Here is a 21752-nt window from a genome sequence, read left to right on the forward strand (position 1 = left end):
GACTTAGGCCAGCATCGCCTGCGCAAACTCTTGTGCTTTGAAGTTTTGCAGGTCAAGTACCGATTCGCCTACGCCAATAAAGTACACCGGTATAGGGCGCTCCATGGCGATGGCGGCTATCACACCGCCCTTGGCCGTGCCGTCTAGCTTGGTGACGATAAGGCCTGTGAGGCCAATGCAATCGTCAAAAGCCTTGACTTGCGACAGGGCGTTTTGCCCGGTGTTGCCGTCAATCACCAGCAACACCTCGTGTGGCGCGCTGGCGCTGGCCTTTTGAATCACACGTTTGATTTTTTGCAGCTCTTGCATCAGGTGTGTTTGCGTGGGCAGTCGTCCAGCAGTGTCAATGAGTACCACGTCTTTGCCGCGCGCAGTGGCAGCGTTGACAGCGTCAAAGCTCACCGCGGCCGGGTCTGCGCCGCTTTGGCTCACGATGTCCACGTTGTTGCGGTCTGCCCAGACGTCCAATTGCTCGCGGGCTGCCGCCCGGAAGGTGTCGCCCGCAGCCAGTAGCACGCTGGCGCCAGAGTCGCTGAGGTGGCGGGTGAGTTTGCCAATGGAAGTGGTTTTGCCCGCGCCGTTAACGCCAGCAATCATGATGACAGTGGGTTTGTGCTCGCCAATGACCAGCGGCTTCTCAAGCGGCGCGAGTAGCGCGGCAAACACCTCTACCAAGGCCGCCTTGACGTTGGCCACCTCTTTAATGTGTTCTTTTTTGACCTTGGCCTTAAGAGACGTGAGCACTTGCTGCGTGGCTTTAACGCCAGTGTCCGACATCAGCAGGGCGGCCTCAAGCTCTTCATAGAGGGCATCATCAATGCGGGCAGAGACAAAGACACTGCCAATTTGCTGACCGGTTTTTTAAGCCCGCCTTTGAGTCTGTCCAGCCAGGCGCTTCTGGGCTCAGACGCGACTGGGGCTTGTACCGATTGGCTTGCCGTTTCTTGCAATGCAACGGCCTCACTGGGCGCCACCTCAACAGGCGAGGGCGCATGTTGTGCAGCGGGCTGCGACTCGTCCACAACGGGTGTGGGGCTGGGTTTTTTCTTGAAAAAGCTGAACATGATGTGTTTTCTACAATAGAGCCATTCTATGAAACCTATTACCAAGCCTAAAAATTTCGTTGGTGCCGGCGGGCGACCTGTTGCCGCGCCCGCGCCTGCGCTTAAAAAGCCACACGCCAAGGCAGGCGAAGTACGCATTATTGGCGGTGCTTTTAAGCGCAGCAAGCTGGTCGTGCCATTGGCCAATGGCTTGCGTCCAACCGGCGACCGCGTGCGCGAGACGCTGTTCAATTGGCTGGGCCAAGACTTGACAGGGCAAAAGTGTTTGGATGCCTTTGCGGGTTGCGGCGCCCTGGGTTTTGAGGCTGCATCTCGCGGTGCGGCCACGACTTGGCTGGTAGAGCGCGATCGTGTGGCCGTGCAGGCCTTGAATGACTCGCAGGTAAAACTGGCCATGCCGGGTGTGCGCGTGGTAGCGGGGGATGCCTTGTCTTTGCTGGGCGCGCAAAAAGGTGCAGGCTGGGATGTGGTGTTTGTAGACCCGCCTTTTGAAGGCGGCAACAACGAGACTTTGTTCAGTCAAGTGCTGGGCTTTGCCAGTGAGGCCATTGCCGCCGATGGCCTGATTTATTTAGAGGCACCGCGTGCGTGGCAAGACCAGGAGCTGGTCGATATAGGCTTGTGTGTGGCCAAACACGGTAAAGCCGGCGCGGTGCATTTTCACCTTCTTAAACGCGTGGCTCATTCAACTTAAGGGGCAGATCGATGAACGCAGCAACAACCATGGTGTACCCGGGCACGTTTGACCCTATTACCCTGGGTCACGAAGACGTACTGCGCCGGGCGGCGACCTTGTTGGGCGCGTGGTGGTGGGTGTGGCCAAAGCGCATCACAAAAAGACCCTGTTCAGCCTGGAGCAGCGCATGTCTTTGGTGAGCTCGGCTTTGGCCGACATGCCCAATATCCAGGTACAGGCCTTTGATGGTTTGATCGTGGATTTTTGCAAGGTACACGGGGCGGCTGGCGTGGTGCGCGGCGTGCGCAACCACTCCGACTTTGACTTCGAGGCACAAATGGCGGCCATGAACCGCTTGCTAAGTCCCAGCTTTGACACTGTGGTGTTGTTGCCGCAGCCGCAGCTGCAATGCATTTCAAGCACCTTGGTGCGGGAAATATCCACGTTGGGTGGCGATGTATCGGGTTTGGTGTCGGCGCCTGTGGCAACTGCGCTTGCGCAGTTAAAGGGGTAGTTGCAATGGCTTTACTCATTACCGACGAGTGCATCAACTGCGATGTATGCGAGCCGGAGTGCCCCAACGAAGCCATTTACATGGGGCAAGCGATTTATGAGATAGACCCCAACAAATGCACAGAGTGCGTGGGCCACTTTGATGAGCCGCAGTGCGTGGCCTTGTGCCCGGTGGCGTGTATTCCCATACACCCGGACTTTGTGGAGTCCCGCGAGCAGCTGATGGCTAAATACCAGCGCCTGACCCAGGCGTAGGTGCCTGAGGCGGTGCAAGCGGCTTAGGCGGCTTAGGCGGCTTGGGCCTGGGTGGCTTGCTGGTGTGAATAAGGGCTGTGGCTTTGTTCATGTCACCGCTTTGCAGGTGCTGCGCTGCCTTTAATGCCCTGTCCATGGCTTGGTCTATGCCAATGCGGTCGTCTGGGGAGGGTTTTTTGAGCACCCAGCTGGCCACTTGGCTTGTGTCGCCGGGGTGTCCAATACCAATGCGCAAGCGCCAGTAGTTTGAACTGCCCAGTTGTGCGTGAATATCGCGCAGACCATTGTGGCCGGCGTGGCCACCGCCAAGTTTGAGCTTTGCCTCGCCCGGTGCAATGTCCAGTTCGTCGTGGGCCACCAAAATGTCTTCGGGTGCAATTTTAAAAAACCGCGCCAAGGTGGCCACAGACTTGCCGCTGGCGTTCATGAAGGTTTGCGGCTCAAGAAGCCACACCGTGTCGCCGTTGACTTGTCCCCTGGCCATCAGGCCAAAGTAATTGCGCTCTGTGCGCAGCTGCAACTTCCATTGATTGGCCAAGGCGTCAATCCACCAAAAGCCAGCGTTGTGGCGGGTTTGGTCGTAGTCAGAGCCAGGATTTCCCAGGCCTACAAAGAGCTTGATCATGCGCTTGAGTTTAACGCGGTGCGGTACAGCAAAATAATAAAAAACCCGCGAGAGCCAAAGCCACTCGCGGGTTTACTGCAGGCCTGGCCAGCTACTTATTCAGCAGCTTCTTCAGCAGGTGCAGCGTCGCTACCACCCTTTGGTGCAACAGCAGTTGCAACCGTCAGGTTGGTGCGGCCATGCATCACGGCCTTGGTGCCAGCTGGCAGCTTCAGGTCACGCACGTGAATGGTCTGACCCTTCACAATGCCTGACAAGTCCACTGTGACGTGCTCTGGCAGGTTGGTGACCAGACACTCAACTTCAAGCTCAGTCATCACGTGGTTGATCAGACACTTGTCTGTTTTAACAGCCGGTGAGGTTTCTTCGCCTTCAAAGTGCAATGGCACTTTCTTGTGAACGCGAGTCTTCTCGTCAACGCGTTGGAAGTCAACGTGCAACACGAGCTGCTTGAAGGGGTGGTATTGCACATCACGCAACAACACTTTTTGCTTGGTGCCGTTCAAGTCCATCTCAAGGATGGATGAGTGAAACGCTTCTTTTTGCAATGCAAACCACAGTGCGTTGTGGTCCAGCTCAATGTTGGCTGGCTCAGCTGCACCACCAAACACAATACCTGGCGTGCGGCCAGAGTTACGCAGGCGGCGGCTCGCACCCGTACCTTGCTTAGCGCGCTCAAAAGCGACAAATTCCATAGTCATACTCCAATAGTCACAACAGTGACGTAGCGAGGTGATTCGCGACCAAACTCACCTCAATTAATAAACTGCTATCAACCAAACCTAAGAATCGCGTTTGGCCTGTCGCAGCGCTTTTGTTACCGAGGCTGAAAACTGTTTAAAACAGGTTCTCTTGGTCGGCAAACAAACTGATAACCGACTCACCCGAGGCAATGCGCGAGATGGTCTCGGCCATCAGCGGTGCTACAGAGAGTTGGCGAATCTTGTTGCAAGCTTGGGCGGCTTGGCTCAGCGGAATGGTGTTGGTAACAACCACTTCGTCAAGCGCCTCGCCTTTGCTGATGCGTTCAATGGCAGGGCCAGAGAAAATAGGGTGTGTGCAGTAGGCGTAAACGTTTTTAGCGCCGCGATCTTTGAGCACTTCGGCCGCCTTTACCAGGGTGCCGGCGGTATCTATCATGTCGTCCATGATCACGCAGTTGCGCCCGTCAATGTCGCCAATAACATGCATCACTTCAGATACGTTGGCCTTGGGGCGGCGCTTGTCTATGATGGCCATGTCGCAGTTGAGCTGCTTGGCCAGTGCACGCGCGCGCACCACGCCACCAACGTCGGGTGAGACCACCAGCAAGTCAGCATAGTTTTTGCTGCGCAAGTCACCCAACAAAGCGGGTGAGGCGTAGATGTTGTCTACCGGAATATCAAAGAAGCCCTGAATCTGGTCTGCATGCAAGTCCATGGTGAGTACGTGCGACACACCAACGGCTTGCAACATGTTGGCCACCACTTTGGCCGTAATGGGTACACGGCTGGAGCGTGGACGACGGTCCTGGCGCGCATAGCCAAAGTAGGGAATGACAGCAGATATACGTGTGGCTGACGCGCGCTTCAGGGCGTCTACCATCACTATGAGTTCCATCAGGTTTTCATTGGTGGGCGCGCAAGTGGGCTGCACAATAAACGCGTGACGGGCGCGTACGTTTTGTTTGATTTCAACGGTGACTTCACCGTCTGAAAAGCGGCCAACATCCATGCCACCAAGCGGCACACCGAGGTGCTGGGCAATTTCACCCGCCAATACAGGGTTGGCGTTTCCAGTAAAAACCATGAAGTCGTGATGAGGCGCTTGCATGCGGTGCCCAGCTTTGCTTTTTGAAAATTGAAAACAGTGAGCAAGCACCCCGGCGCAGACATGGCGGTTGGCGCTGTTGCGCCAGTACCTGAAATGAGTCAAAGGTCACTTACGCACAAGGCTTGTGCAGACAGCCTTTAGCGGCGGGCTATCTGCAAAAAAGGTTTGGCAGGGGAGGAAGGACTCGAACCCTCGCATGCTGGAATCAAAATCCAGTGCCTTAACCAACTTGGCCACTCCCCTACGCATGGTTTGTACAACACACTTCAATGAAGCTGTAATTGTGTTGCTAAACCTGCTTGAATCTTGACGCTGTCAGCCTGTTGATAACAAGTGTCTGGCGTTTCGTTTCAAGCCCTCTATTATCCAACATTTTTTGGACAATTCCAATCACGCAGCGGATGTTTTTCCAAATTTTTGCATTTGTGCGACAGCCAGTCGGCGGGCAAGTCAGCGGCTGGTGTGGTTTGCAAGGCTTGAGCCTGACTGTCGTTAGGTGAAAAGTGTGCAAACACTGTACTACCCGACCCTGTCATGCGCGGGCTAAGGCCTTTGGCCTCAAGCCAGTTGCACGCGCCTTTGATGTCTGGGCACAGCTGCTCGGCCACGGCTTGCAAGTCGTTATGGCCAAAAGCCCACAAGTCAGCCGCGCCCAATGTCGTTAACGCCCGCAGATCAACTGTTTCTGTGTTGCGGCTTAGCTGGCTGGACTGGAAGATGGCGGGGGTGGACGCACCGGCCCTGGGCTTGACCAGCCACAAATTTGTTGCAGGCAGCGTGATGGGGCTGATGCGCTCGCCTATGCCTTGCACAAATGCGTTGTGCCCTTGCACAAAAAACGGCACATCTGCGCCCAGTTGCACGGCCAGTGCGCACAACTGCGCTGTGGTCAAGCCAGTCCCCCATAGTTTGTTCAGCACGATGAGGCATGTTGCCGCGTCTGACGAGCCACCACCCAGGCCAGCTTGCGTGGGCAAGTGTTTCTGTAAGCCTATGCGGGCGCCAAGCTGCAGGCCGCAGCTGCGTTGCAGCAATGTGGCAGCTTGCACGCACAAGTCATTGGCGGGCAGGGCTGGGCCATCTGTGGTGGCATCACTGGCCCTGTCTATGCGTGTGATACGCGCATCGTTTGGCGTGACTTCTATGTCCAGGTAGTCGCCCCAGTCCAGCAGCATGAATACAGACTGCAACAAGTGCATGCCGTCGTCACGCCGCCCAACCACATGCAAAAACGTGTTTATTTTTGCGGGCGCGCCTAAGTCACACCAGTGTCCAGGGCCAAGTTGCAAGGGGGCTTTCATGGTGGGCGCTTATTTGCTGTGACCTGTATCGACGCGCGCAACACAGCCTTCTTGCGCATTGGGGGCTGGCGGCTGAAACAGCACAGTGAGTGACAGGGCGGGCAAGGGCAATTCTCGCGTGGCCTTGATGCGGCCTTGGTGTGCTTGACACAAGTCAACAGCCCAGGCACTGGCGTGACTGCTGCCTGGGATGGTTATTGGCGAGGCTTGTAGCGATGTGCCTTGTAGCGATGTGCCTTGTAGCCAGCTGAACAGATTCGCCACAGGCAAGTTGGTTTCACCAAGTGAGGCGCTCAGTGCCGCCAGGTTATCGAAGTCTGTGTAGTTGCCGCCACTTATCAGTGTGGCCTTGCCAGGCTGCCAAGTGGCCCGCACCAAGGTCGTGCCTATTGGAGACAACACATCCAGCTCACCCGCTTGCTCGTTGCCGCGCAACTCAAAACTTGCGCGTTGAGATTGCGCTGGCGTGCTGTGCACCACCATGGCAAATCGCCCAGTCCATGCATGCGCGGCGGGTACTGCCGTATCCGGCTTTTGCAAGTTCGCGCAACCTGTCAGCAGCAGAGCCAAGCCCACCAGCTTGGCTCTTGCACACCAATGGCTGCAACATAGGCCGTTGGGCGGCAAACGCACACGCATGATGCTGTTGGCTTACGGTGCGATGCCAAAGCGCAACATGGTGTTGCGCAGCGTCTCATTGTCTTTATGGCGAGTCAGTGCCTCGCGCCACAAGGCAATGGCGGCCTCGCGTTGGTTGTCAGCCCACAGCACTTCGCCCAAGTGTGCGGCTATTTCGCCGTCTGCTTTGATGCCGTAGGCCTTGCGCAATACGTCTTGCGCCTTGCCAAGCTCGCCCAGTCGAAAGTAAACCCAACCCAAACTGTCAATGATGTAGGGGTCATTGGGGGCGAACCCAAGGGCTTTTTCAATCAGTGCCTTGGCCTCGGGCAAGCGCTCGCCTTTGTCGGCAAAGCTGTAGCCCAAGGCGTTGTAGGCGTGATGGTGGTCAGGCTGAACGGTCATGACCTGCCTTAGCAGCCGCTCCATGTCTGCGCTTTTTCCCAGCTTGTCGGCCATCATGGCTTGTTCGTACAGCAGGTCGGCATCATTGGGAAAACGGTTGTTCAGCTCTGTGAGTACGTTGTAGGCTTTTGCAAACTGCTCAAACTCCCTAAGCCACTGTGCTTTGGTCATGAGCTTGAGTCGAAGCGCTTGCTCCGAGTCCTGCGCCATGTTGTCCAGCAAGGCATAGCCTTGGGCAATATAGCCACGCTTGCCTTGCAACACGGCACGTTTGTAAAGCACTGTGTTGGCGTTGTCTGGGCTGTCGGCTTGGTCCAGCCAGTCGGCGGCGGCTTGCCATTCCTGTTTGGCAAGCGCAATGTCTGACAACAAGTACAAGGCTTGTGTCTGCGTTATTTGCGCGCCCGGTGGTGTTTCCTTTTTACTGAGGTTCAGCGCGCGCAGGCCAACGTCCTGGGCTTGCTGCAATGCATTGGTCTCCAGGCGCAAGCGGCCCAGCAGCAGCCAGGCGGGTGTGTAGTCGGGTTCGTCAGAAACCACGCGCTGCACTTGGGCAAGCGCTTCACTGGTGCGGTGGTCGTTGTACAAAGAGCGGGCGTAGCCAAAGCGCACGCGCGTGCTTTGCGGGTTGCGGTGCAGGTGGGCCAGTAGCAGCGGCTCACCGGCGGTGATGCCTTGCTCCACCAAGGCCAGTGCCAAGCGCGCGCCTTCTGTGTCGGCTTCGTCAGCCTCAAACGCTTGGCGAGCGCTTTGCAGGGCTTTTTGTGTGTTGTTTGCACTGAGTTGCACAAAGCCAATGGCTGCCTTGACGGCCGCGGCAGTTGTCGGCTTGTTGGCAAACGGGGCCAATGCAACTGTGAGTACGCGCTCTGCATCCACGTCGCTGTTGGGTGGCAGGCGCTGCAGGGTTGCGGGCGTGGCGCGTATCAGCTCCAGCCTGCTGGGCTCAGGCGACAGGCGCAATATGTTTGTCAGGCTGCTTGTAATGCCTTGCTCACGGCCTATGGCCAAGGCCACGCGCAATATGGCACGCTGGGCTTCAATTGAATCGGGCTGTGTCTTGCCCCAAGTCGAGGCAGCCTGCCAAGCCAAAGGCCCAGAGCCTGACTCCACGGCAACTGCGACCGCGCGCTCGTAAAGCCGCGTGTCACCGCTGTTGTTGGCGGCTTCCATCAGAAAACGGTAAGCGCTGTTGACATCGCCTTGGTAGGCCGCCATTTCGCCAACCAGCGCTTGGTACAACTGCAGCGCGTAGGCTTGGCGCTCAGGCAGGTTGTTTTGTGCGACAGCAGGCTTTGGGGCCAACAAACCCAATGCGCACAATACGACAGAGGCGCCCAACAAGCTGGTCACGCTCACGATGCGCCTGGACTTGATCGTTGTAGGCGCTGGCTGCGCAGCTAAGGCCAAAGTGGGCATGGGTATGTTTGTAGTCTGTTTGAGGCGGCACAGGCCCCCAAATGTGTAGGGGCTAAGCCGCAACGTACTGGGCATTGAACTTATAGTTTGATAATACGCCATGCCCGAGTTACCAGAAGTCGAAGTCACCAAGAATAGCCTCACCCCTGCGTTGCTTTCATCACGCATTGTGGCTGTGACCATGGGCAAGCCCCTGCGGTGGCCGCTGGGCTGTGAGGTGCAAAGCCTGCGTAGCCAAAGCATTACCGGTGTGCGCCGCCGGGGTAAATACATTTTGCTGGACTTAAGCCAAGGCCTGCTGCTGGTGCATTTGGGCATGTCTGGCAGCTTGGGCGTGAGCGCGACCTGGCCTGGCGAGCCGGGCCCGCACGATCACTTTGATATGCAAACAGACACTTGCTGGCTGCGCTTGCATGACCCCAGGCGTTTTGGCGCTGTGGTGTTTGCGCCTGGCGAGCACAGTGCGCAAGCCCAAAAACTGCTGGGCCATTTAGGGGTTGAGCCCCTGGAGGCCGGGTTTACGCCTGACTACCTTGAGAAGGCGTTGACCAAGCGCTCGGGTGCGATCAAACAGGTGTTGCTCGCCGGTGATGTGGTGGTGGGTGTGGGCAATATTTATGCCTCCGAGGCTTTGTTCATGGCGGGTATCAGGCCTACGCGCAGTGCCAAGCGCATTGGCAAAGCCCGCTTGGGCAAATTGCACAGCGCCATACGCGAGGTGCTGACGCGCGCCATTGAGTTGGGTGGCAGCAGTTTGCGCGACTTCAAGCACACCAATGGTGAGCATGGCTTGTTTCAGGCCAGCTCGCAGGTTTATGGCCGTATGGGTGAGCCCTGCTCGCATTGCCAAACACCTGTCAAGCGCATTGTGCAAGGCCAGCGCGCCACTTACTTTTGCCCAAGCTGCCAACGCTGATGGCACAGCCGGTAGATACAACGGTGGTTGATGTGGCCAGCCCTGGCCAAATAGCGGCGTTTGCCCCTGCTGTGGTGGCATGGCAAGCCAGGCATGGCCGCCACCATTTGCCGTGGCAGCGCACACGCAACCCTTATCACGTGTGGCTTTCTGAAATCATGTTGCAGCAAACGCAAGTGGCCACAGTGCTGGGTTACTTTGAGCGTTTTCTTGACCAACTCCCAACGGTGCAAGCCCTGGCTGCTGCGCCACAGGCGCAAGTCATGGCGCTGTGGGCGGGGCTGGGCTATTACAGCCGGGCGCGCAACCTGCATGCGTGCGCACAAGATGTGGTGCAGCGTTTTAACGGCGAGTTTCCAAGCACTGCAGCTGCACTAGAAAGCTTGCCCGGCATTGGCCCGTCTACGGCGGCGGCCATTGCGTCGTTTTGTTTTGGGCAGCCTATCTCGATATACGACGGTAACGTCAAGCGCGTGTTGTCCAGGTTACTGGCGTTTGACGGCGACTTGTCAGGCAGCCACGCCAACAAGCAGCTGCAGGCGCAAGCGCAAGCCCTGGTGGCAGGCTTGGGTGAGTCACCGCTGCATTTGGCGCAAAGCATGCCGCGCTACACACAAGGACTGATGGACTTGGGTGCAACCGTGTGCCACCTTAAAGCGCCTCTTTGCCAACAATGCCCAGTACATACACTGTGCGAGGCCAGCAAGGCTGGGCAGCCCACCAACTACCCTGTCAAGTCCAAAAAAATAAAGCGAAGCTCTGAGCGTTGGTACTTGTTGCTGTTGGAGCGCGGCGACGCCGTATGGCTGGAGCAACGCGGCAACACGGGCATTTGGGGCGGTTTGCAAGCGCCGTTGGTGTTTGCTGAGTTGGCACTGGCCTGTGACTGGTTGGTGGCCAACGGCTTGGGCGCACTGGGTGCTACGCCCAGCACATTGGCCAAGCTGGGCCAACCCAGCATCAAACACCAGCTCACACACAAAGAGCTGTTCTTAACGCCCGTGGTGTTGCGTGTGCCACCTGCACCCGCTACAGAATGCCTGCTCAAATACGGCAACCAACACGCTCAAGATCAGGTACTGGGCGCCTGGGTAGGCAAAGACCAAGTGCTGCAAGCGGCGCTGCCAGCACCTGTTAAAAAGTGGTTGCAGACGCAAGGCTACTGAGTTGCTTTTGTGTGGGTTGTCAGTTTGCTAGCTTGCAAGTTTGCTGAGTTCGCGGTGGCGTACCTGCGTGGCCCAGTCTTTGGCAAACGCTTGGCCAAGTGTTTGTGCCAAATACACAGAGCGGTGCTGCCCGCCCGTGCAGCCAATGGCTACAGTGACATAGGCGCGGTGGTCTGATTGCAGCATGGGCAACCATTGCCTTAAAAACTGCGTGATGTGCGCCGCCATGTCTTGCACGGCTTGCTGCGCACTTAAAAACGCAATCACGCCGGCGTCCAGGCCAGTTTGCGCCCTGAGCGCGGGCTCGTAGTGCGGGTTGGGCAGCATGCGCACGTCAAACACAAAGTCGGCGTCCATGGGCAAGCCGCGCTTAAACGCAAACGACTCAAAGGTGAGCTGCAAGCCGGCTTGCTGTGTGCTGTGTGAAATAAGCGACTTGATTTGGCTACGCAAATTGGCCGCGCTGGTTTGGCTGGTGTCCACCACATGCGCTTGTTCGCGCAGGTCGCTCAGTAGCTCGCGCTCTAGCTCGATGGCGTCTTTGAGCAAGCGGCGCTGATTGCCTGGCTCGCCCACCTGACCGGCCTCATGCGTCTTGCTGGGCATTTGCAGTGCCACGGTTGACAGGGGGTGCATGCGCCTTGTTTCAGAGAAGCGGCGCACCAGTGCATCGGTAGTGGCTTCTAAAAATATGGGCGTGAGCGACACGCCGTCGGCGCGCAGCTCTTTGAGTTGGCGAGGCAAAGAGGGCAGGCCAGATGCGCTGCGCGCGTCAATGGCAACGGCGACTTTGCGCGCGTTTTGTTGGCGCTCAAGGCGCACGAAATCACCCAGCAGTTCTGGCGGTAGGTTGTCTACACAGAAAAAGCCACTGTCTTCAAGGGCGGTAAGGGCTACAGACTTACCCGAGCCAGACACGCCTGTGACCAACACCATCTCTAGTGGTGCGGTGCTGTCTGACTGGGCGGGTACAAGGTCTTGGTTCATTTGGGTTTGGCGGCGGTTTTCAGCATTTCCTGGGCATGTGCCAATGAGGCTTGCGAGTTTGTGTCACCGCCCAGCATACGGGCAATTTCAACCACGCGAGCCTGGTCTGTGGCGACTGCCAAATGTGAAATGGTTTTGTCGGTGTCGCGTGCCTTGCTAACGACCAGGTGTTCGTTGGCGCTGGCGGCAACCTGTGCCAAGTGGGTGACTGTGAGCACCTGGCGGTCTGCACCTAAGCGCTGCATCAGCGCGCCTACGGTTTGGGCAACTTGCCCGCCAATACCAGAGTCCACTTCGTCAAAAATCAGCGTGGGCGCTTTGCCTAAACGGCTGGTACAAACCGCTATGGCCAGCGCAATACGCGACAATTCGCCGCCTGAGGCCACTTTGCCTAGCGCGCGTGTAGGCACGCCCGGGTGGCCTGCTACCAAAAACTCGATGTGGTCTTGGCCAGTGGCGCTGGGTTGATCAAGTGCTGTCAAGGCCACTTCAAACACGCCACCTTGCATGCCTAGCGATTGCATGGCCTGGGTAATTTCTTGGGCTAAAGGCTTGGCGGCTTTTTGGCGCTTGGCTGTGAGTGCCTTGCACGCCTTTGTGAGTGCGGCCTGGTGTTTGGCAACGGTTTGTTGCATGGCCTCCAGGTCACTGGCTTGCGTCAGTTGCGCCAGCTCATCGGTCCAGCTTTGTACCAGCGCAGGCAAGTCTTCTGGCAAGCAGCGCAGGCGGCGCGCATGAGACAGCCACAACGCAACGCGCTCATCCAGCTCAGCCAAGCGCTGTGGGTCAAGGTCTGCTCGGCGCAAATAGGTGTGCAGGCTGTGTGTGGCGTCTTCCACCAGCGCCTGGGCTTGGTTTAACACCTCAACAACAGACGCAAATTGCGGCTCTATGTGTACTTGTTTGCCAAGTGCAGCAATGGCGTTGCTGAGCAACGTTGCGGCGTTGGTGTTGTCGTCATCCAGCATGTTGCAGGCCAGCTGTGCCGCATCAATGAGCGCTTGTGCATGAGACAGGCGCGTATGGTCTTCGTTGAGTGTGGCCCACTCGTTGGCCTGGGGTGACAGTTTGGCCAGCTCACCAAGCTGCCACTGCAAGCGCTCTGTGTCTTGCGCAATGCTTAGTTGCCGTGTGCGTGCTGCGTCCAGGGCTTGCGCGCTGGCATGCCAAGCCTGCCAAGCGGCTGCAACCTCTGCGGTACTTGCGCCAGCGTAGGCGTCCAGCAGCTGGCGCTGTGCGGCCGTGTTGCCCAGGGTTTGCCAGGCGTGTTGTCCGTGAATGTCGACCAGTGCATCACCCACGCTACGCAGTTGCGTCATGGTGGCGGGGCTGGCGTTAATCCAGGCGCGGCTGCGCCCTTGCGTGTCAATTTGGCGGCGCAACAAAATGGGCTCGTCGTCGTGCACGTCAAAGCCGTTATCGGCCAGCCAAGCGTCTACCGCCTCGTTGCTGTCCAACTCAAGAACTATTTCGCAGCGCTGTCCACCGTGGCGAATGACGCCAGCATCCGCGCGTTGGCCCAAAGCAATCTGCACGGCATCTATCAAAATAGACTTGCCTGCACCAGTCTCACCGGTCAGGGCCGTAAAGCCGTTGGACAGCTCTATGTCCAGTGCTTCAACGATGACAAAGTCTTTGAGGGCAATGCGGCGCAGACTCATGGCTTGACAGGTGGTGTGGGTGCGTGGGGTGGTGGGTAACTGTGTAAATGTACAGTATTGGCGCCAAACACTCAGGCAACGCCCTCATTCCAGTGCAGCTTTTTACGCAAGGTGTCAAAGTAACTCCAACCTTTGGGGTGTAGCAAGCGCAACTGATGGTTGGCAGGGCGCACTTTGATGCGGTCACCCACCATCAGGCTTGTGAGGGCTTGCATGTCAAAGTTGGCGTTGGCGTCGCGCGCGCTGGCGATTTCAATCACGATTTCCGCATCGCGCGGCAACACAATAGGCCGGTTGGACAGCGTGTGCGGTGCAATGGGCGCGACCACCAAGCCCGCCACGCTGGGGTGCAAAATAGGCCCGCCCACAGACATGGAGTAGGCCGTAGAGCCAGTGGGCGACGCAATGATCAAACCATCTGCACGCTGGTTGGCCACAAAGTGGCCGTCCACTTCAATGCGCAGCTCAATCATGCCGCTGGCACCGCCGCGGTTGACCACCACATCGTTCAGCGCAGTAGCCTCAAACACACAATGGTTGTCGCGCCACACTTGCGCGTGCATGAGGCCGCGACTTTCCTCGTCATAGGCGCCATACAGCATGGGCAGCAGCACGTCTTTGTAGGCATCCAGGGGAATATCGGTAATAAAGCCCAAGCGGCCTTGGTTCACACCAATCATGGGTACGTTGTGCCTGGCCAGGCGCCTGCCCACGCCCAACAAGGTGCCGTCTCCGCCCACCACAATGGCCAGGTCACATTGCTTGCCAATGGCGTCTACGTCAATGCTGGCGTACTGACGCATGTCGGTATTGAGCGCGGTCTCTCGCTCAATGGACAAGTCCATACCGGTTTGGTCCAAAAACTGGGCCAACTCGCGCAGCGCCTCATGTGAGCCAGCTGCCTGGTACTTGCCCACAATCGCGACATGGTGAAACCGACGTGCGCCAGGCGTTGGAGAAGGGGGGCCGAGTAAGGCTGGGTCATGATGGGCAAATTACAACATAGCTTTGCAACAAGTCGTGCGGATGCTTCATACAATAGCGCCATGTTAGACGACCGCTCCAAACTGTTGCTCAAGTCGCTGGTCGAGCGATACATTGCCGACGGCCAGCCTGTGGGCTCGCGCACCCTGTCCAAAGCCAATGGCTTGGACTTGTCGCCAGCCACCATACGCAACGTCATGAGTGACCTGGAAGAACTAGGCTTGGTCGCCAGCCCGCACACCTCTGCCGGGCGTGTGCCCACCAGCAAGGGCTACCGCCTGTTTGTCGATACCATGCTCACGGTTGATAACGGCGAGTCGGTCAGCAGCTTTGCCATGCCACCGGGTGAGTTGGTCACAGACCAACCGCTCAAAGTGCTCAACAGCGCCGCCAACATGCTGTCCAGCTTGTCGCAGTTTGTAGGCGTGGTGTCTGTGCCCAAGCGCACATCGGTGTTCAGGCACATAGAGTTCTTGTCGCTGTCCGACAAGCGTGTGCTCATTATTTTGGTATCACCAGACGGTGACGTACAAAACCGCGTGATACACACGCCAGTGCCCTACACACAAAGCGAGCTGATAGAAGCGTCCAATTTTTTAAATGCCAACTACGCAGGCCTGAGCATGGTGGAGGTGCGCGCCCGCCTCAAGCGCGAAGTTGACGCGCTGCGCCAGGAAATAGGCGCACTCATGCAAGCTGCCGTTGCAGGCGATGACGAAACCGACGACAACGGAGACGTTTTTATCTCTGGTGAACGCAATTTGCTGTCTGTGTCAGAGTTTTCTGCTGACCTCAACAACCTGCGTCGCCTGTACGATTTGTTTGAGCAAAAAGCCCAACTCATGCGCTTGTTGGACGTGTCCGACCGCGCAGACGGCGTGCGCATATTTATTGGCGGCGAAAGCGAACGTGTGCCGTTTGAAGACGTATCAGTGGTCAGCGCCACCTACGAAGTAGACGGCCAAGTGCTGGGCACCCTGGGCGTCATAGGCCCACAGCGCATGCAATATGACCGCATGATTCAAGTGGTGGACGTCACCTCAAAAATGCTCAGCCACGCCTTAAGCTTGAACAAGTTGTAACGCATACGCAAAAGCACTCGCCAGGCTAGTTACAATACTGCTGCTGCAACTCGCAGCGCCAGGGACGTTAGCTCAGTTGGTTAGAGCAGAGGACTCATAATCCTTTGGTCGTAGGTTCAAGTCCTACACGTCCCACCATTTAATTCAACAACTTAGCCGCGTTATGCGGCTTTGTTGTTTTTGGCTTTGTGTCATTCTTGTGTAATCGTGCACAGAGTTTTGCATTGGTACCGGTCGGTCAATTTGTCCATTGCATTTTGTATGCGGCCGCCTCTGGCGCCAGGCGCAGGTCGCTGTGGATGCAATCGCACAGGTGCGCCGACAGTGACTTGGTGATGGATTGCTCACTGGCATGCAACATAGGCGGCACTGCGGAACGCTAGACGCCATACAAATAGCCTTCAACTCGCAGTCTCTCAACACGACAGTGCTAGATGAGGGCCTTGAAACAACTACCTACAAATCTGCCAATCACCTCTTGTTCGCTTTTTACCACGACTACTGATCAACCTCACGCATTAAGCAGGGTAAAATCGGTGGCAGAAAAATTTTTAAGATGCCAGTGTAATGAACAAAAAAATTTCGGTACTTGCTTCGACCCATGTAATTGCAGCATTTATTTTCCTATCTATTTTTTGTACCGTTTGACCAAGTGGATTTTGACTACATTTGGCGGCGTTACAAGTGACCAGTTGGTATTTCATCTTTTGGCAAAAACCGCCGGTACGCCAACTGCGATATCAAATAAATTAATTTTGGAGGTGGGTTTAAAGCCTCTCTTGGCTATCTTTATATTTTATATTGTTATCTGGATTTTTCGCAAATTTTCGAAGTTAATAAAAATTTTTAAATTCTCCACTCTTGGTGTTTGCATTGCACTACTTGTAGTTACGCTTCACAAGAATTACGACATGCTTTACAAGCTGGATGTATCGAATGAGTTTGCTGCTAATTACAGTGCAACAGATATATTTAAAGAGCACTACGTCCCGCCAGTAGTTTTAAAAGATCCAAAAGATAATTTGATTTGGATTTATTTTGAATCTTTAGAGAAAAAATACGTTGGCGCCGATGCAAATTTTCGAGTCACAGAAAAAAGCTTCGATGGTCATTTCATTTCTCTAGATGGAACTGGTTGGACTTTTTCTGGAATCATGGCTTCACAGTGCGGAGTACCATATTTGACAAATCCTGTGGCGTCGAGAGGGCCTTTTTTGCAAGGTGCTGTATGCCTTTCTGATTTGTTGAAAAAATCTGGCTATGCAATAAATTTTTTAGGGGGTGCACCTCTTCACTTTTCAAATAAGGGCGATTTTTTGAAGGCTCATGGCTTTGACAGAGCTGTCGGGCGCGATGAATTAGAGTCAATTCTTAATTTTGCTCCACCCCCGCAAGATGAGTATTGGGGTTATCGAGATGAAGACCTGTTTAAGGTGTTTGAAAATGATGTAATAAACCTTCACAAGGCAGGGCGTCCTTTCTATTATGTTGCATTAACTCTTGATACCCATGGCCCTCTTGTTCAATCACAGGATTGTGTGAAGTACCCATACGATACCTCAGAGGCAGGTGTCTTTAAATGCGGTATTGCTCGTATAAATACACTAATAGATAGTCTTGAGTCGGCAGGAGTGCTTGAAAATACAACAGTAGTAGTCAGTGGTGATCATCCGAAGATGCGAGGGTACAACTTCGCATGGACTGATTCTTTTACCTCGAAAAAGAGTGAGCGAGGTCCAGTATATTTTTATGTGCGGCCAGCTGACCGTGGTGTGATAACGTCACGTTCTGAAATAGGTGAGATACACAATCATTTCGACCTATTCCCTGCTGTGTTTAATTCAATTGGAGGAGAGCTGGAACAAGGTTCGGCGGGCTTAGGGCGTAGTAGCCCTGCTGTCACTTCATTGAGCTTGGAATTTAGTGAAAACGAGTTCAATTACCTTCTCAGAAGACCTTCGGAGGCCTACGAGGCGCTGTGGCCTAATTAGCCACTTCGTAACTCGGATTACAAGCTGTGCTGCATTGACGGCTTGTTGGCACGGGTGGTGTGGCTTATCGGGCCGCGAACGTTGGTGTGGCTTGGGCTGTTTCTAACCCATTGTTGAGCATTTGCCTGACCGGCCAACACGTTAGTTTGTGATGACGGTTGCGGCTTGTCTTGTGCTGCTGCGGTCTACCAGTTGCACTGGGCCTTGGGTGCTGGGTGTGCACAGGGGCTCGTTGGCCATGCTTCGCATCAGACTGCAGTCCTGGCCATTGGCCTGGCTGATCACGTGGTCAGTGGGCGTTTTGCCAGTGGCGCCCCACACGCCCAGGCTGGCTGCGGTGAGGGGGTAGGCTGCAATAGCGCCGCAGCCGCTTAGCAAGTTGCTTGCAAGCGCATAAATGGCCAAGCGTTGGAGGGTTGTTGTCATACCAGTGAAGACGATATCACAAATAAAAACAGGCACATACCGTTAAGTATGCACCTGTTGGGTGAGTTTGGTGGCCTGTGTCTGTTTATTTAGGCCTTGTTGCGCTCCGCGGCGTTGGCACCGGCCAGGGTCATCATGTTGACCACGCGGCGCACGGTGGATGATGGGTCCATGATGTGGGCTGGTACGGTGGCACCCATTAGCATGGGGCCTACGGTGACGCCGTCGCTAGAGGTCATCTTGAGCACATTGAACAAGATATTGGCCGAGTCCAGGTTGGGGCAGATCAAGATGTTGGCCGAGCCGCTGAGCGTGGTGCTGGGCAGGTAGGCTTGGCGCACGGGCTCGGACAAGGCTGCATCGCCGTGTAGCTCGCCGTCGCACTCTACGTCTGGGTTGGCCGCTGCAAACAGGTCACGCGCCAAACGCATTTTTTGGGCTGATCCGCGCTTGCTGGAGCCAAAGCTGGGTGCGACAAAAACGCCACTTTGGGCGGTATGCCAAAGCGCTGCACCTGAGCCACGGCCATTTCGGCAATGTCAGCCAGTTGTTGGGCGCTGGGGTCTTCGTTGACGTATGTGTCTGCGATGAACAAGGTGCGGTCTTCCAGCATCAGTGCGTTGAGTGCACCAAATGTGACTACGCCTTTGGCCATACCCAACACGTCTTTGATGCGCTCCAGGTGGGTCTCGTATGTGCCTACCAAGCCACACAACATGGCGTCTGCATCGCCTACAGACACCATGAGTGCGGCAATGATTGTGTTGGAGCGGCGCACGGCTGCCTTGGCCATGTCAGGTGTGACGCCTTGTCTGCCCATGAGTGCGTGGTAGCGCTCCCAGTAGCTTCTAAAGCGGGGGTCGTCTTCGGGGTTGACCACTTCAATGTCTGCTCCCACGCGCATGCGCAAGCCGGCTTTTTCAATGCGAGCGCTGATCACCGCTGGGCGGCCCACCAGGATAGGTGTGGCCAAGTTGTCGTCAATGGCTTGTTGGGCGGCACGCAAAGCGCGCTCGTCTTCGCCGTCGGCAATGGCCACGCGCTTGTGCGCCTTGGCACCGGCTTTGGCAGCGTTGACCACGGGCTGCATCAAGATGCCTGTTTGGTAAATAAAGCGTGACAGGCTTTGGCGGTAGGCGTCCATGTCGGCTATGGGGCGGGCTGCTACGCCGGATGCTTGTGCGGCGGCGGCAACAGCTGGTGCAATACGCAAAATCAAGCGCGAGTCGAATGGCTTGGGAATCAGGTAGTCGGGGCCAAATACCAAGTCCTGGCCTGCGTAGGCGGCGGCTACTTCGTCGCTGGTTTCGGCTTTGGCCAGGTCTGCAATCTGGCGCACGCAAGCCAGCTTCATTTCTTCGGTGATGGTGGTGGCACCGCAGTCTAGTGCGCCCCTAAAGATGTAAGGGAAGCACAACACGTTGTTGACCTGGTTGGGGTAGTCTGAGCGGCCTGTTGCAATGATGCAGTCTGGGCGTGCAGCCTTGGCCAGCTCGGGGCGAATTTCGGGCTCTGGGTTGGCCAGGGCCAAAATCACGGGCTTGTCGGCCATGGACTTGACCATGTCTACCGTCATCACGCCTGGGGCTGAGCAGCCCAAAAACACGTCTGCGCCGTTGACGACGTCTGCCAGGGTGCGCGCGTCTGTGGTTTGTGCGTAGCGCTCTTTGGATGCGTCCAAGCCACCTGGGCGGCCTTGGTAAATCACGCCTTTTGAGTCGCATACGTAGATGTTCTCGCGGGCAACGCCCAAGCCCACCATCACGTCCAGACAGGCGATGGCGGCAGCACCTGCGCCTGAGACAGCCATTTTGACTTTGCTGATGTCTTTGCCTGTGAGCTCCAGGCCGTTTAGCAGCGCGGCTGCCGAGATGATGGCAGTGCCGTGCTGGTCGTCATGGAACACGGGAATGCTCATGCGCTCGCGCAGTTTTTTCTCGATGTAGAAACACTCTGGCGCTTTGATGTCTTCCAGGTTGATGCCGCCTAGCGTGGGCTCTAGCGCGGCGATGATGTCTACCAGCTTGTCTGGGTCGCGCTCGTCTAGCTCTATGTCAAAGACATCAATGCCAGCAAACTTTTTAAACAAGCAACCTTTGCCTTCCATCACCGGTTTGCTGGCCAAGGGGCCAATGTCGCCCAAACCCAGCACGGCGGTGCCATTGGTGATGACGGCCACCAGGTTGCCGCGTGAGGTGTAGTCAGCCGCCAGGTTGGGGTCTTTTTGTATGGCCAAGCAGGGGTATGCCACGCCTGGCGAGTAGGCCAGTGACAGGTCGCGCTGGTTGGACAGGGGCTTGGTCGGAACGACAGAAATTTTGCCTCGGCCAGGTGAGCGGTGGTAGTCAAGCGCGGCATCGCGCAGGTTATCTTCTGCTGTAGACATATGGGTGTGTGTTGGGGTTGGTTGAGATGGGTGCCAGCCAGTGTAGGCTTTGCGTAAAGCTTACAGCGCCAGCGTGGTCAATGGGGTGAAGCTGTTGTGCATGAATTCATGCACAAGCTGCCATTAAAAAAATGGGGCTGCACTTGCGTGAGCCCCGGGTTGGCGTTATGCCAGCAAGTCGCGCAATGTGCGTGCCACCACTTTGGTGGCACGGCGCAAGTCTTCAAGGTCCAGGCGTTCGTCAGCCCGCTTGGCATGAGACTCTAAAACCGTGCGTGGCCCAGCGCCGTAAATAACGCCGGGTATGCCGCGCTCTACATAAAGGCGAACGTCTGTGTAGAGTGGTGTGCCCAGTGCCGGAATAGGTTCGCCAAATACCGCTTCGCCGTGGGTTTGCAAAGCGTTGACCAATGGCTTGTTGCCTTCCAGGGGCTTCATGGCGTGGCACATCAGCATGCGCTTGATGTCAATGCTGATGCCCGCATCAGTGCGATTTTTGTTGAAGGCTGCAACCGCGTCTTGCATCACTTGGTGCAGGTTGGCTTCTACCTCGGCGGGGTTTTCTTCGGGAATCATGCGGCGGTCAACTTTGAGCACCACTTTGCCTGGCACCACGTTGGTGTTGGTGCCGCCGTTGATCATGCCGACGTTGACGTAGGGGTGGTTGATGCCTTCCACGTTGGATGTCACTTGTTTGTACAAGTCGTTTTGCGCGTACAGCGCCGTCAATAGTGCGTTGGCACCTTGCAGCGCGTCTACGCCAGACTCCGGAATGGCTGCGTGTGCCATGTTGCCGTTGACTGTGACTTCCATTTGCAGGCAGCCGTTGTGTGCCGTGATGACCTGGTAGCTAAAGCCTGCCGCAATCAGCAAGTCGGGCTTGGTGAGTTTGTTGTTGAGCAAATAGTCTGGGCCCACAATGCCGCCAAACTCTTCGTCGTAGGTGAAGTGCAGTTCTACATTGCCTTTGAGCGTGGTTTTGCTGGCCAGTGCCTCAATGGCGCGCAGGGCGAAGGTAAAGGTGGCGAAGTCGCCTTTGCTGACCGCGGTGGCGCGGCCGTACATTTTGCCGTCTACCACTTCGCCGCCGTAGGGGTCGTGCGTCCAGCCTTCACCGGGTGGCACCACGTCGCCGTGGGCGTTGAGCGCAATGGTTTTACCGCCTGGGCCAAAGGGGCGGCGCACGATGAGGTTGGTCACCGACTCTAGGCCAAAGTCGCTCACCATTTGCTGGGGCGGTGCGTGTTGTTCGGCCTCATAGCCAAAGTCTTTGAGCAGCTCGGCAGTGCGCAGCGCGTGCGGTGTGTTGTTGCCTGGGGGCGAGTCTGTAGGCACAGCCACCAGTTGCTTTAGAAATGCGACTTGCTCGTCAAAGTGCTGGTCTACCCAGGCGTCAATGGCAGCAAAGTCTTGTGCGTGCTCGGTGTTGGGTGGTTGGGCCATGTGGTCTCCTGACGGATTGATT

17 protein-coding genes, 2 tRNA genes and 3 pseudogenes are annotated in these 21752 nt (G+C 56.3%); 8 read left to right on the plus strand and 14 right to left on the minus strand.

Annotated elements, in window-relative coordinates:
- Positions 1-3: 3 nt before the first annotated feature.
- Positions 4-1064: pseudogene (gene ftsY / locus LN050_00435) on the minus strand (signal recognition particle-docking protein FtsY).
- A 28-nt stretch (positions 1065-1092) separates the two neighbouring features.
- Between ftsY and rsmD the strand changes: the two are divergent.
- The 3 genes and pseudogenes from rsmD (at position 1093) to LN050_00450 (ending at position 2508) form a co-directional block, all read left to right on the plus strand.
- Positions 1093-1758: a 16S rRNA (guanine(966)-N(2))-methyltransferase RsmD gene (gene rsmD, locus LN050_00440; GenBank protein ID UFS56405.1), complete on the plus strand. Its 666-nt coding sequence runs from the start codon at positions 1093-1095 to the stop codon at positions 1756-1758.
- A gap of 29 nt (positions 1759-1787) precedes the next feature.
- A pseudogene (coaD, locus tag LN050_00445) lies at positions 1788-2254 on the plus strand (pantetheine-phosphate adenylyltransferase).
- 5 nt (positions 2255-2259) lie between these two features.
- Positions 2260-2508 carry a YfhL family 4Fe-4S dicluster ferredoxin gene (locus LN050_00450; protein ID UFS56406.1) on the plus strand — a complete coding sequence of 83 codons (249 nt, stop codon included), beginning with the start codon at positions 2260-2262 and terminating at the stop codon, positions 2506-2508.
- Here the strand turns inward: LN050_00450 and pth are convergent.
- The 7 genes from pth to LN050_00485 form a co-directional block, all read right to left on the minus strand.
- Entirely contained in the window at positions 2480-3133 is a 654-nt protein-coding gene (gene pth / locus LN050_00455) for an aminoacyl-tRNA hydrolase (protein UFS56407.1), read from the minus strand. The two genes, LN050_00450 and pth, sit on opposite strands and share 29 nt — an antisense overlap.
- 95 nt (positions 3134-3228) lie before the next feature.
- Positions 3229-3828, minus strand: coding sequence for a 50S ribosomal protein L25/general stress protein Ctc (locus LN050_00460; protein ID UFS56408.1), 600 nt, complete (start codon positions 3826-3828; stop codon positions 3229-3231).
- 142 nt (positions 3829-3970) lie between these two features.
- The gene (locus LN050_00465; protein ID UFS56409.1) at positions 3971-4945 is read right to left on the minus strand and encodes a ribose-phosphate pyrophosphokinase; all 975 of its coding nucleotides are present in this window, start codon (positions 4943-4945) and stop codon (positions 3971-3973) included.
- A gap of 166 nt (positions 4946-5111) precedes the next feature.
- A tRNA-Gln gene (locus LN050_00470) sits at positions 5112-5188 on the minus strand.
- Between the two features lie 119 nt (positions 5189-5307).
- Positions 5308-6246, minus strand: a complete 939-nt coding sequence (ispE, locus tag LN050_00475; protein ID UFS56410.1) for a 4-(cytidine 5'-diphospho)-2-C-methyl-D-erythritol kinase — start codon at positions 6244-6246, stop codon at positions 5308-5310.
- Positions 6247-6255: 9 nt separating this feature from the next.
- The gene (locus LN050_00480; protein UFS56411.1) at positions 6256-6885 is read right to left on the minus strand and encodes an outer membrane lipoprotein LolB; all 630 of its coding nucleotides are present in this window, start codon (positions 6883-6885) and stop codon (positions 6256-6258) included.
- Positions 6886-6897: 12 nt separating this feature from the next.
- A complete protein-coding gene (locus LN050_00485; protein ID UFS56412.1) occupies positions 6898-8688 on the minus strand; it encodes a tetratricopeptide repeat protein in 1791 nt (596 codons plus the stop codon).
- 100 nt (positions 8689-8788) lie between these two features.
- Between LN050_00485 and mutM the strand changes: the two genes are divergently transcribed.
- Both mutM and mutY read left to right on the plus strand, forming a co-directional pair.
- Entirely contained in the window at positions 8789-9604 is an 816-nt protein-coding gene (mutM, locus tag LN050_00490) for a bifunctional DNA-formamidopyrimidine glycosylase/DNA-(apurinic or apyrimidinic site) lyase (protein ID UFS56413.1), read from the plus strand.
- Complete coding sequence (mutY, locus tag LN050_00495; protein UFS56414.1) at positions 9583-10770, plus strand: A/G-specific adenine glycosylase; 1188 nt, start codon at positions 9583-9585, stop codon at positions 10768-10770. Before mutM ends, mutY begins: the two co-directional genes overlap by 22 nt.
- Before the next feature lie 27 nt (positions 10771-10797).
- On the opposite strand, the gene rapZ is transcribed toward mutY, so the two are convergent.
- From rapZ to LN050_00510, 3 genes are all read right to left on the minus strand, one after another.
- The gene (gene rapZ / locus LN050_00500; protein UFS56415.1) at positions 10798-11757 is read right to left on the minus strand and encodes an RNase adapter RapZ; all 960 of its coding nucleotides are present in this window, start codon (positions 11755-11757) and stop codon (positions 10798-10800) included.
- A complete protein-coding gene (recN, locus tag LN050_00505) occupies positions 11754-13418 on the minus strand; it encodes a DNA repair protein RecN (protein UFS56416.1) in 1665 nt (554 codons plus the stop codon). Before recN ends, rapZ begins: the two co-directional genes overlap by 4 nt.
- Before the next feature lie 71 nt (positions 13419-13489).
- Positions 13490-14335 carry an NAD kinase gene (locus tag LN050_00510; protein ID UFS56417.1) on the minus strand — a complete coding sequence of 282 codons (846 nt, stop codon included), beginning with the start codon at positions 14333-14335 and terminating at the stop codon, positions 13490-13492.
- A gap of 129 nt (positions 14336-14464) precedes the next feature.
- Between LN050_00510 and hrcA the strand changes: the two genes are divergently transcribed.
- From hrcA to LN050_00525, 3 genes are all read left to right on the plus strand, one after another.
- Positions 14465-15484: a heat-inducible transcriptional repressor HrcA gene (gene hrcA / locus LN050_00515; protein ID UFS56418.1), complete on the plus strand. Its 1020-nt coding sequence runs from the start codon at positions 14465-14467 to the stop codon at positions 15482-15484.
- A 61-nt stretch (positions 15485-15545) separates the two neighbouring features.
- Positions 15546-15622: transfer RNA gene (locus tag LN050_00520), tRNA-Ile, on the plus strand.
- 305 nt (positions 15623-15927) lie between these two features.
- Positions 15928-17475, plus strand: coding sequence for a sulfatase-like hydrolase/transferase (locus tag LN050_00525; protein UFS56419.1), 1548 nt, complete (start codon positions 15928-15930; stop codon positions 17473-17475).
- 141 nt (positions 17476-17616) lie between these two features.
- Here the strand turns inward: LN050_00525 and LN050_00530 are convergent, their stop codons facing one another.
- From LN050_00530 to LN050_00540, 3 genes and pseudogenes are all read right to left on the minus strand, one after another.
- A complete protein-coding gene (locus LN050_00530; GenBank protein ID UFS56420.1) occupies positions 17617-17901 on the minus strand; it encodes a hypothetical protein in 285 nt (94 codons plus the stop codon).
- An 89-nt stretch (positions 17902-17990) separates the two neighbouring features.
- Positions 17991-20287: pseudogene (locus LN050_00535) on the minus strand (NADP-dependent malic enzyme).
- 165 nt (positions 20288-20452) lie between these two features.
- Entirely contained in the window at positions 20453-21730 is a 1278-nt protein-coding gene (locus tag LN050_00540; protein ID UFS56421.1) for a M20/M25/M40 family metallo-hydrolase, read from the minus strand.
- Positions 21731-21752 lie beyond the last annotated feature (22 nt).

This window comes from Comamonadaceae bacterium M7527 (genome assembly GCA_021044545.1).
GTDB lineage: Bacteria > Pseudomonadota > Gammaproteobacteria > Burkholderiales > Burkholderiaceae_C > RS62.

Excerpts from the sequence above, each read along its gene's own strand:
- LN050_00485 (UFS56412.1), bottom strand. The coding sequence starts at position 8,688 with ATGCCCACTTTGGCCTTAGCTGCGCAGCCAGCGCCTACAACGATCAAG.
- LN050_00480 (UFS56411.1), bottom strand. The coding sequence starts at position 6,885 with ATGCGTGTGCGTTTGCCGCCCAACGGCCTATGTTGCAGCCATTGGTGT.
- recN (UFS56416.1), bottom strand. The coding sequence starts at position 13,418 with ATGAGTCTGCGCCGCATTGCCCTCAAAGACTTTGTCATCGTTGAAGCA.
- pth (UFS56407.1), bottom strand. The coding sequence starts at position 3,133 with ATGATCAAGCTCTTTGTAGGCCTGGGAAATCCTGGCTCTGACTACGAC.
- hrcA (UFS56418.1), top strand. The coding sequence starts at position 14,465 with ATGTTAGACGACCGCTCCAAACTGTTGCTCAAGTCGCTGGTCGAGCGA.
- LN050_00450 (UFS56406.1), top strand. The coding sequence starts at position 2,260 with ATGGCTTTACTCATTACCGACGAGTGCATCAACTGCGATGTATGCGAG.
- LN050_00540 (UFS56421.1), bottom strand. The coding sequence starts at position 21,730 with ATGGCCCAACCACCCAACACCGAGCACGCACAAGACTTTGCTGCCATT.
- LN050_00460 (UFS56408.1), bottom strand. The coding sequence starts at position 3,828 with ATGGAATTTGTCGCTTTTGAGCGCGCTAAGCAAGGTACGGGTGCGAGC.
- ispE (UFS56410.1), bottom strand. The coding sequence starts at position 6,246 with ATGAAAGCCCCCTTGCAACTTGGCCCTGGACACTGGTGTGACTTAGGC.
- rsmD (UFS56405.1), top strand. The coding sequence starts at position 1,093 with ATGAAACCTATTACCAAGCCTAAAAATTTCGTTGGTGCCGGCGGGCGA.
- rapZ (UFS56415.1), bottom strand. The coding sequence starts at position 11,757 with ATGAACCAAGACCTTGTACCCGCCCAGTCAGACAGCACCGCACCACTA.
- LN050_00465 (UFS56409.1), bottom strand. The coding sequence starts at position 4,945 with ATGCAAGCGCCTCATCACGACTTCATGGTTTTTACTGGAAACGCCAAC.
- mutM (UFS56413.1), top strand. The coding sequence starts at position 8,789 with ATGCCCGAGTTACCAGAAGTCGAAGTCACCAAGAATAGCCTCACCCCT.
- LN050_00530 (UFS56420.1), bottom strand. The coding sequence starts at position 17,901 with ATGACAACAACCCTCCAACGCTTGGCCATTTATGCGCTTGCAAGCAAC.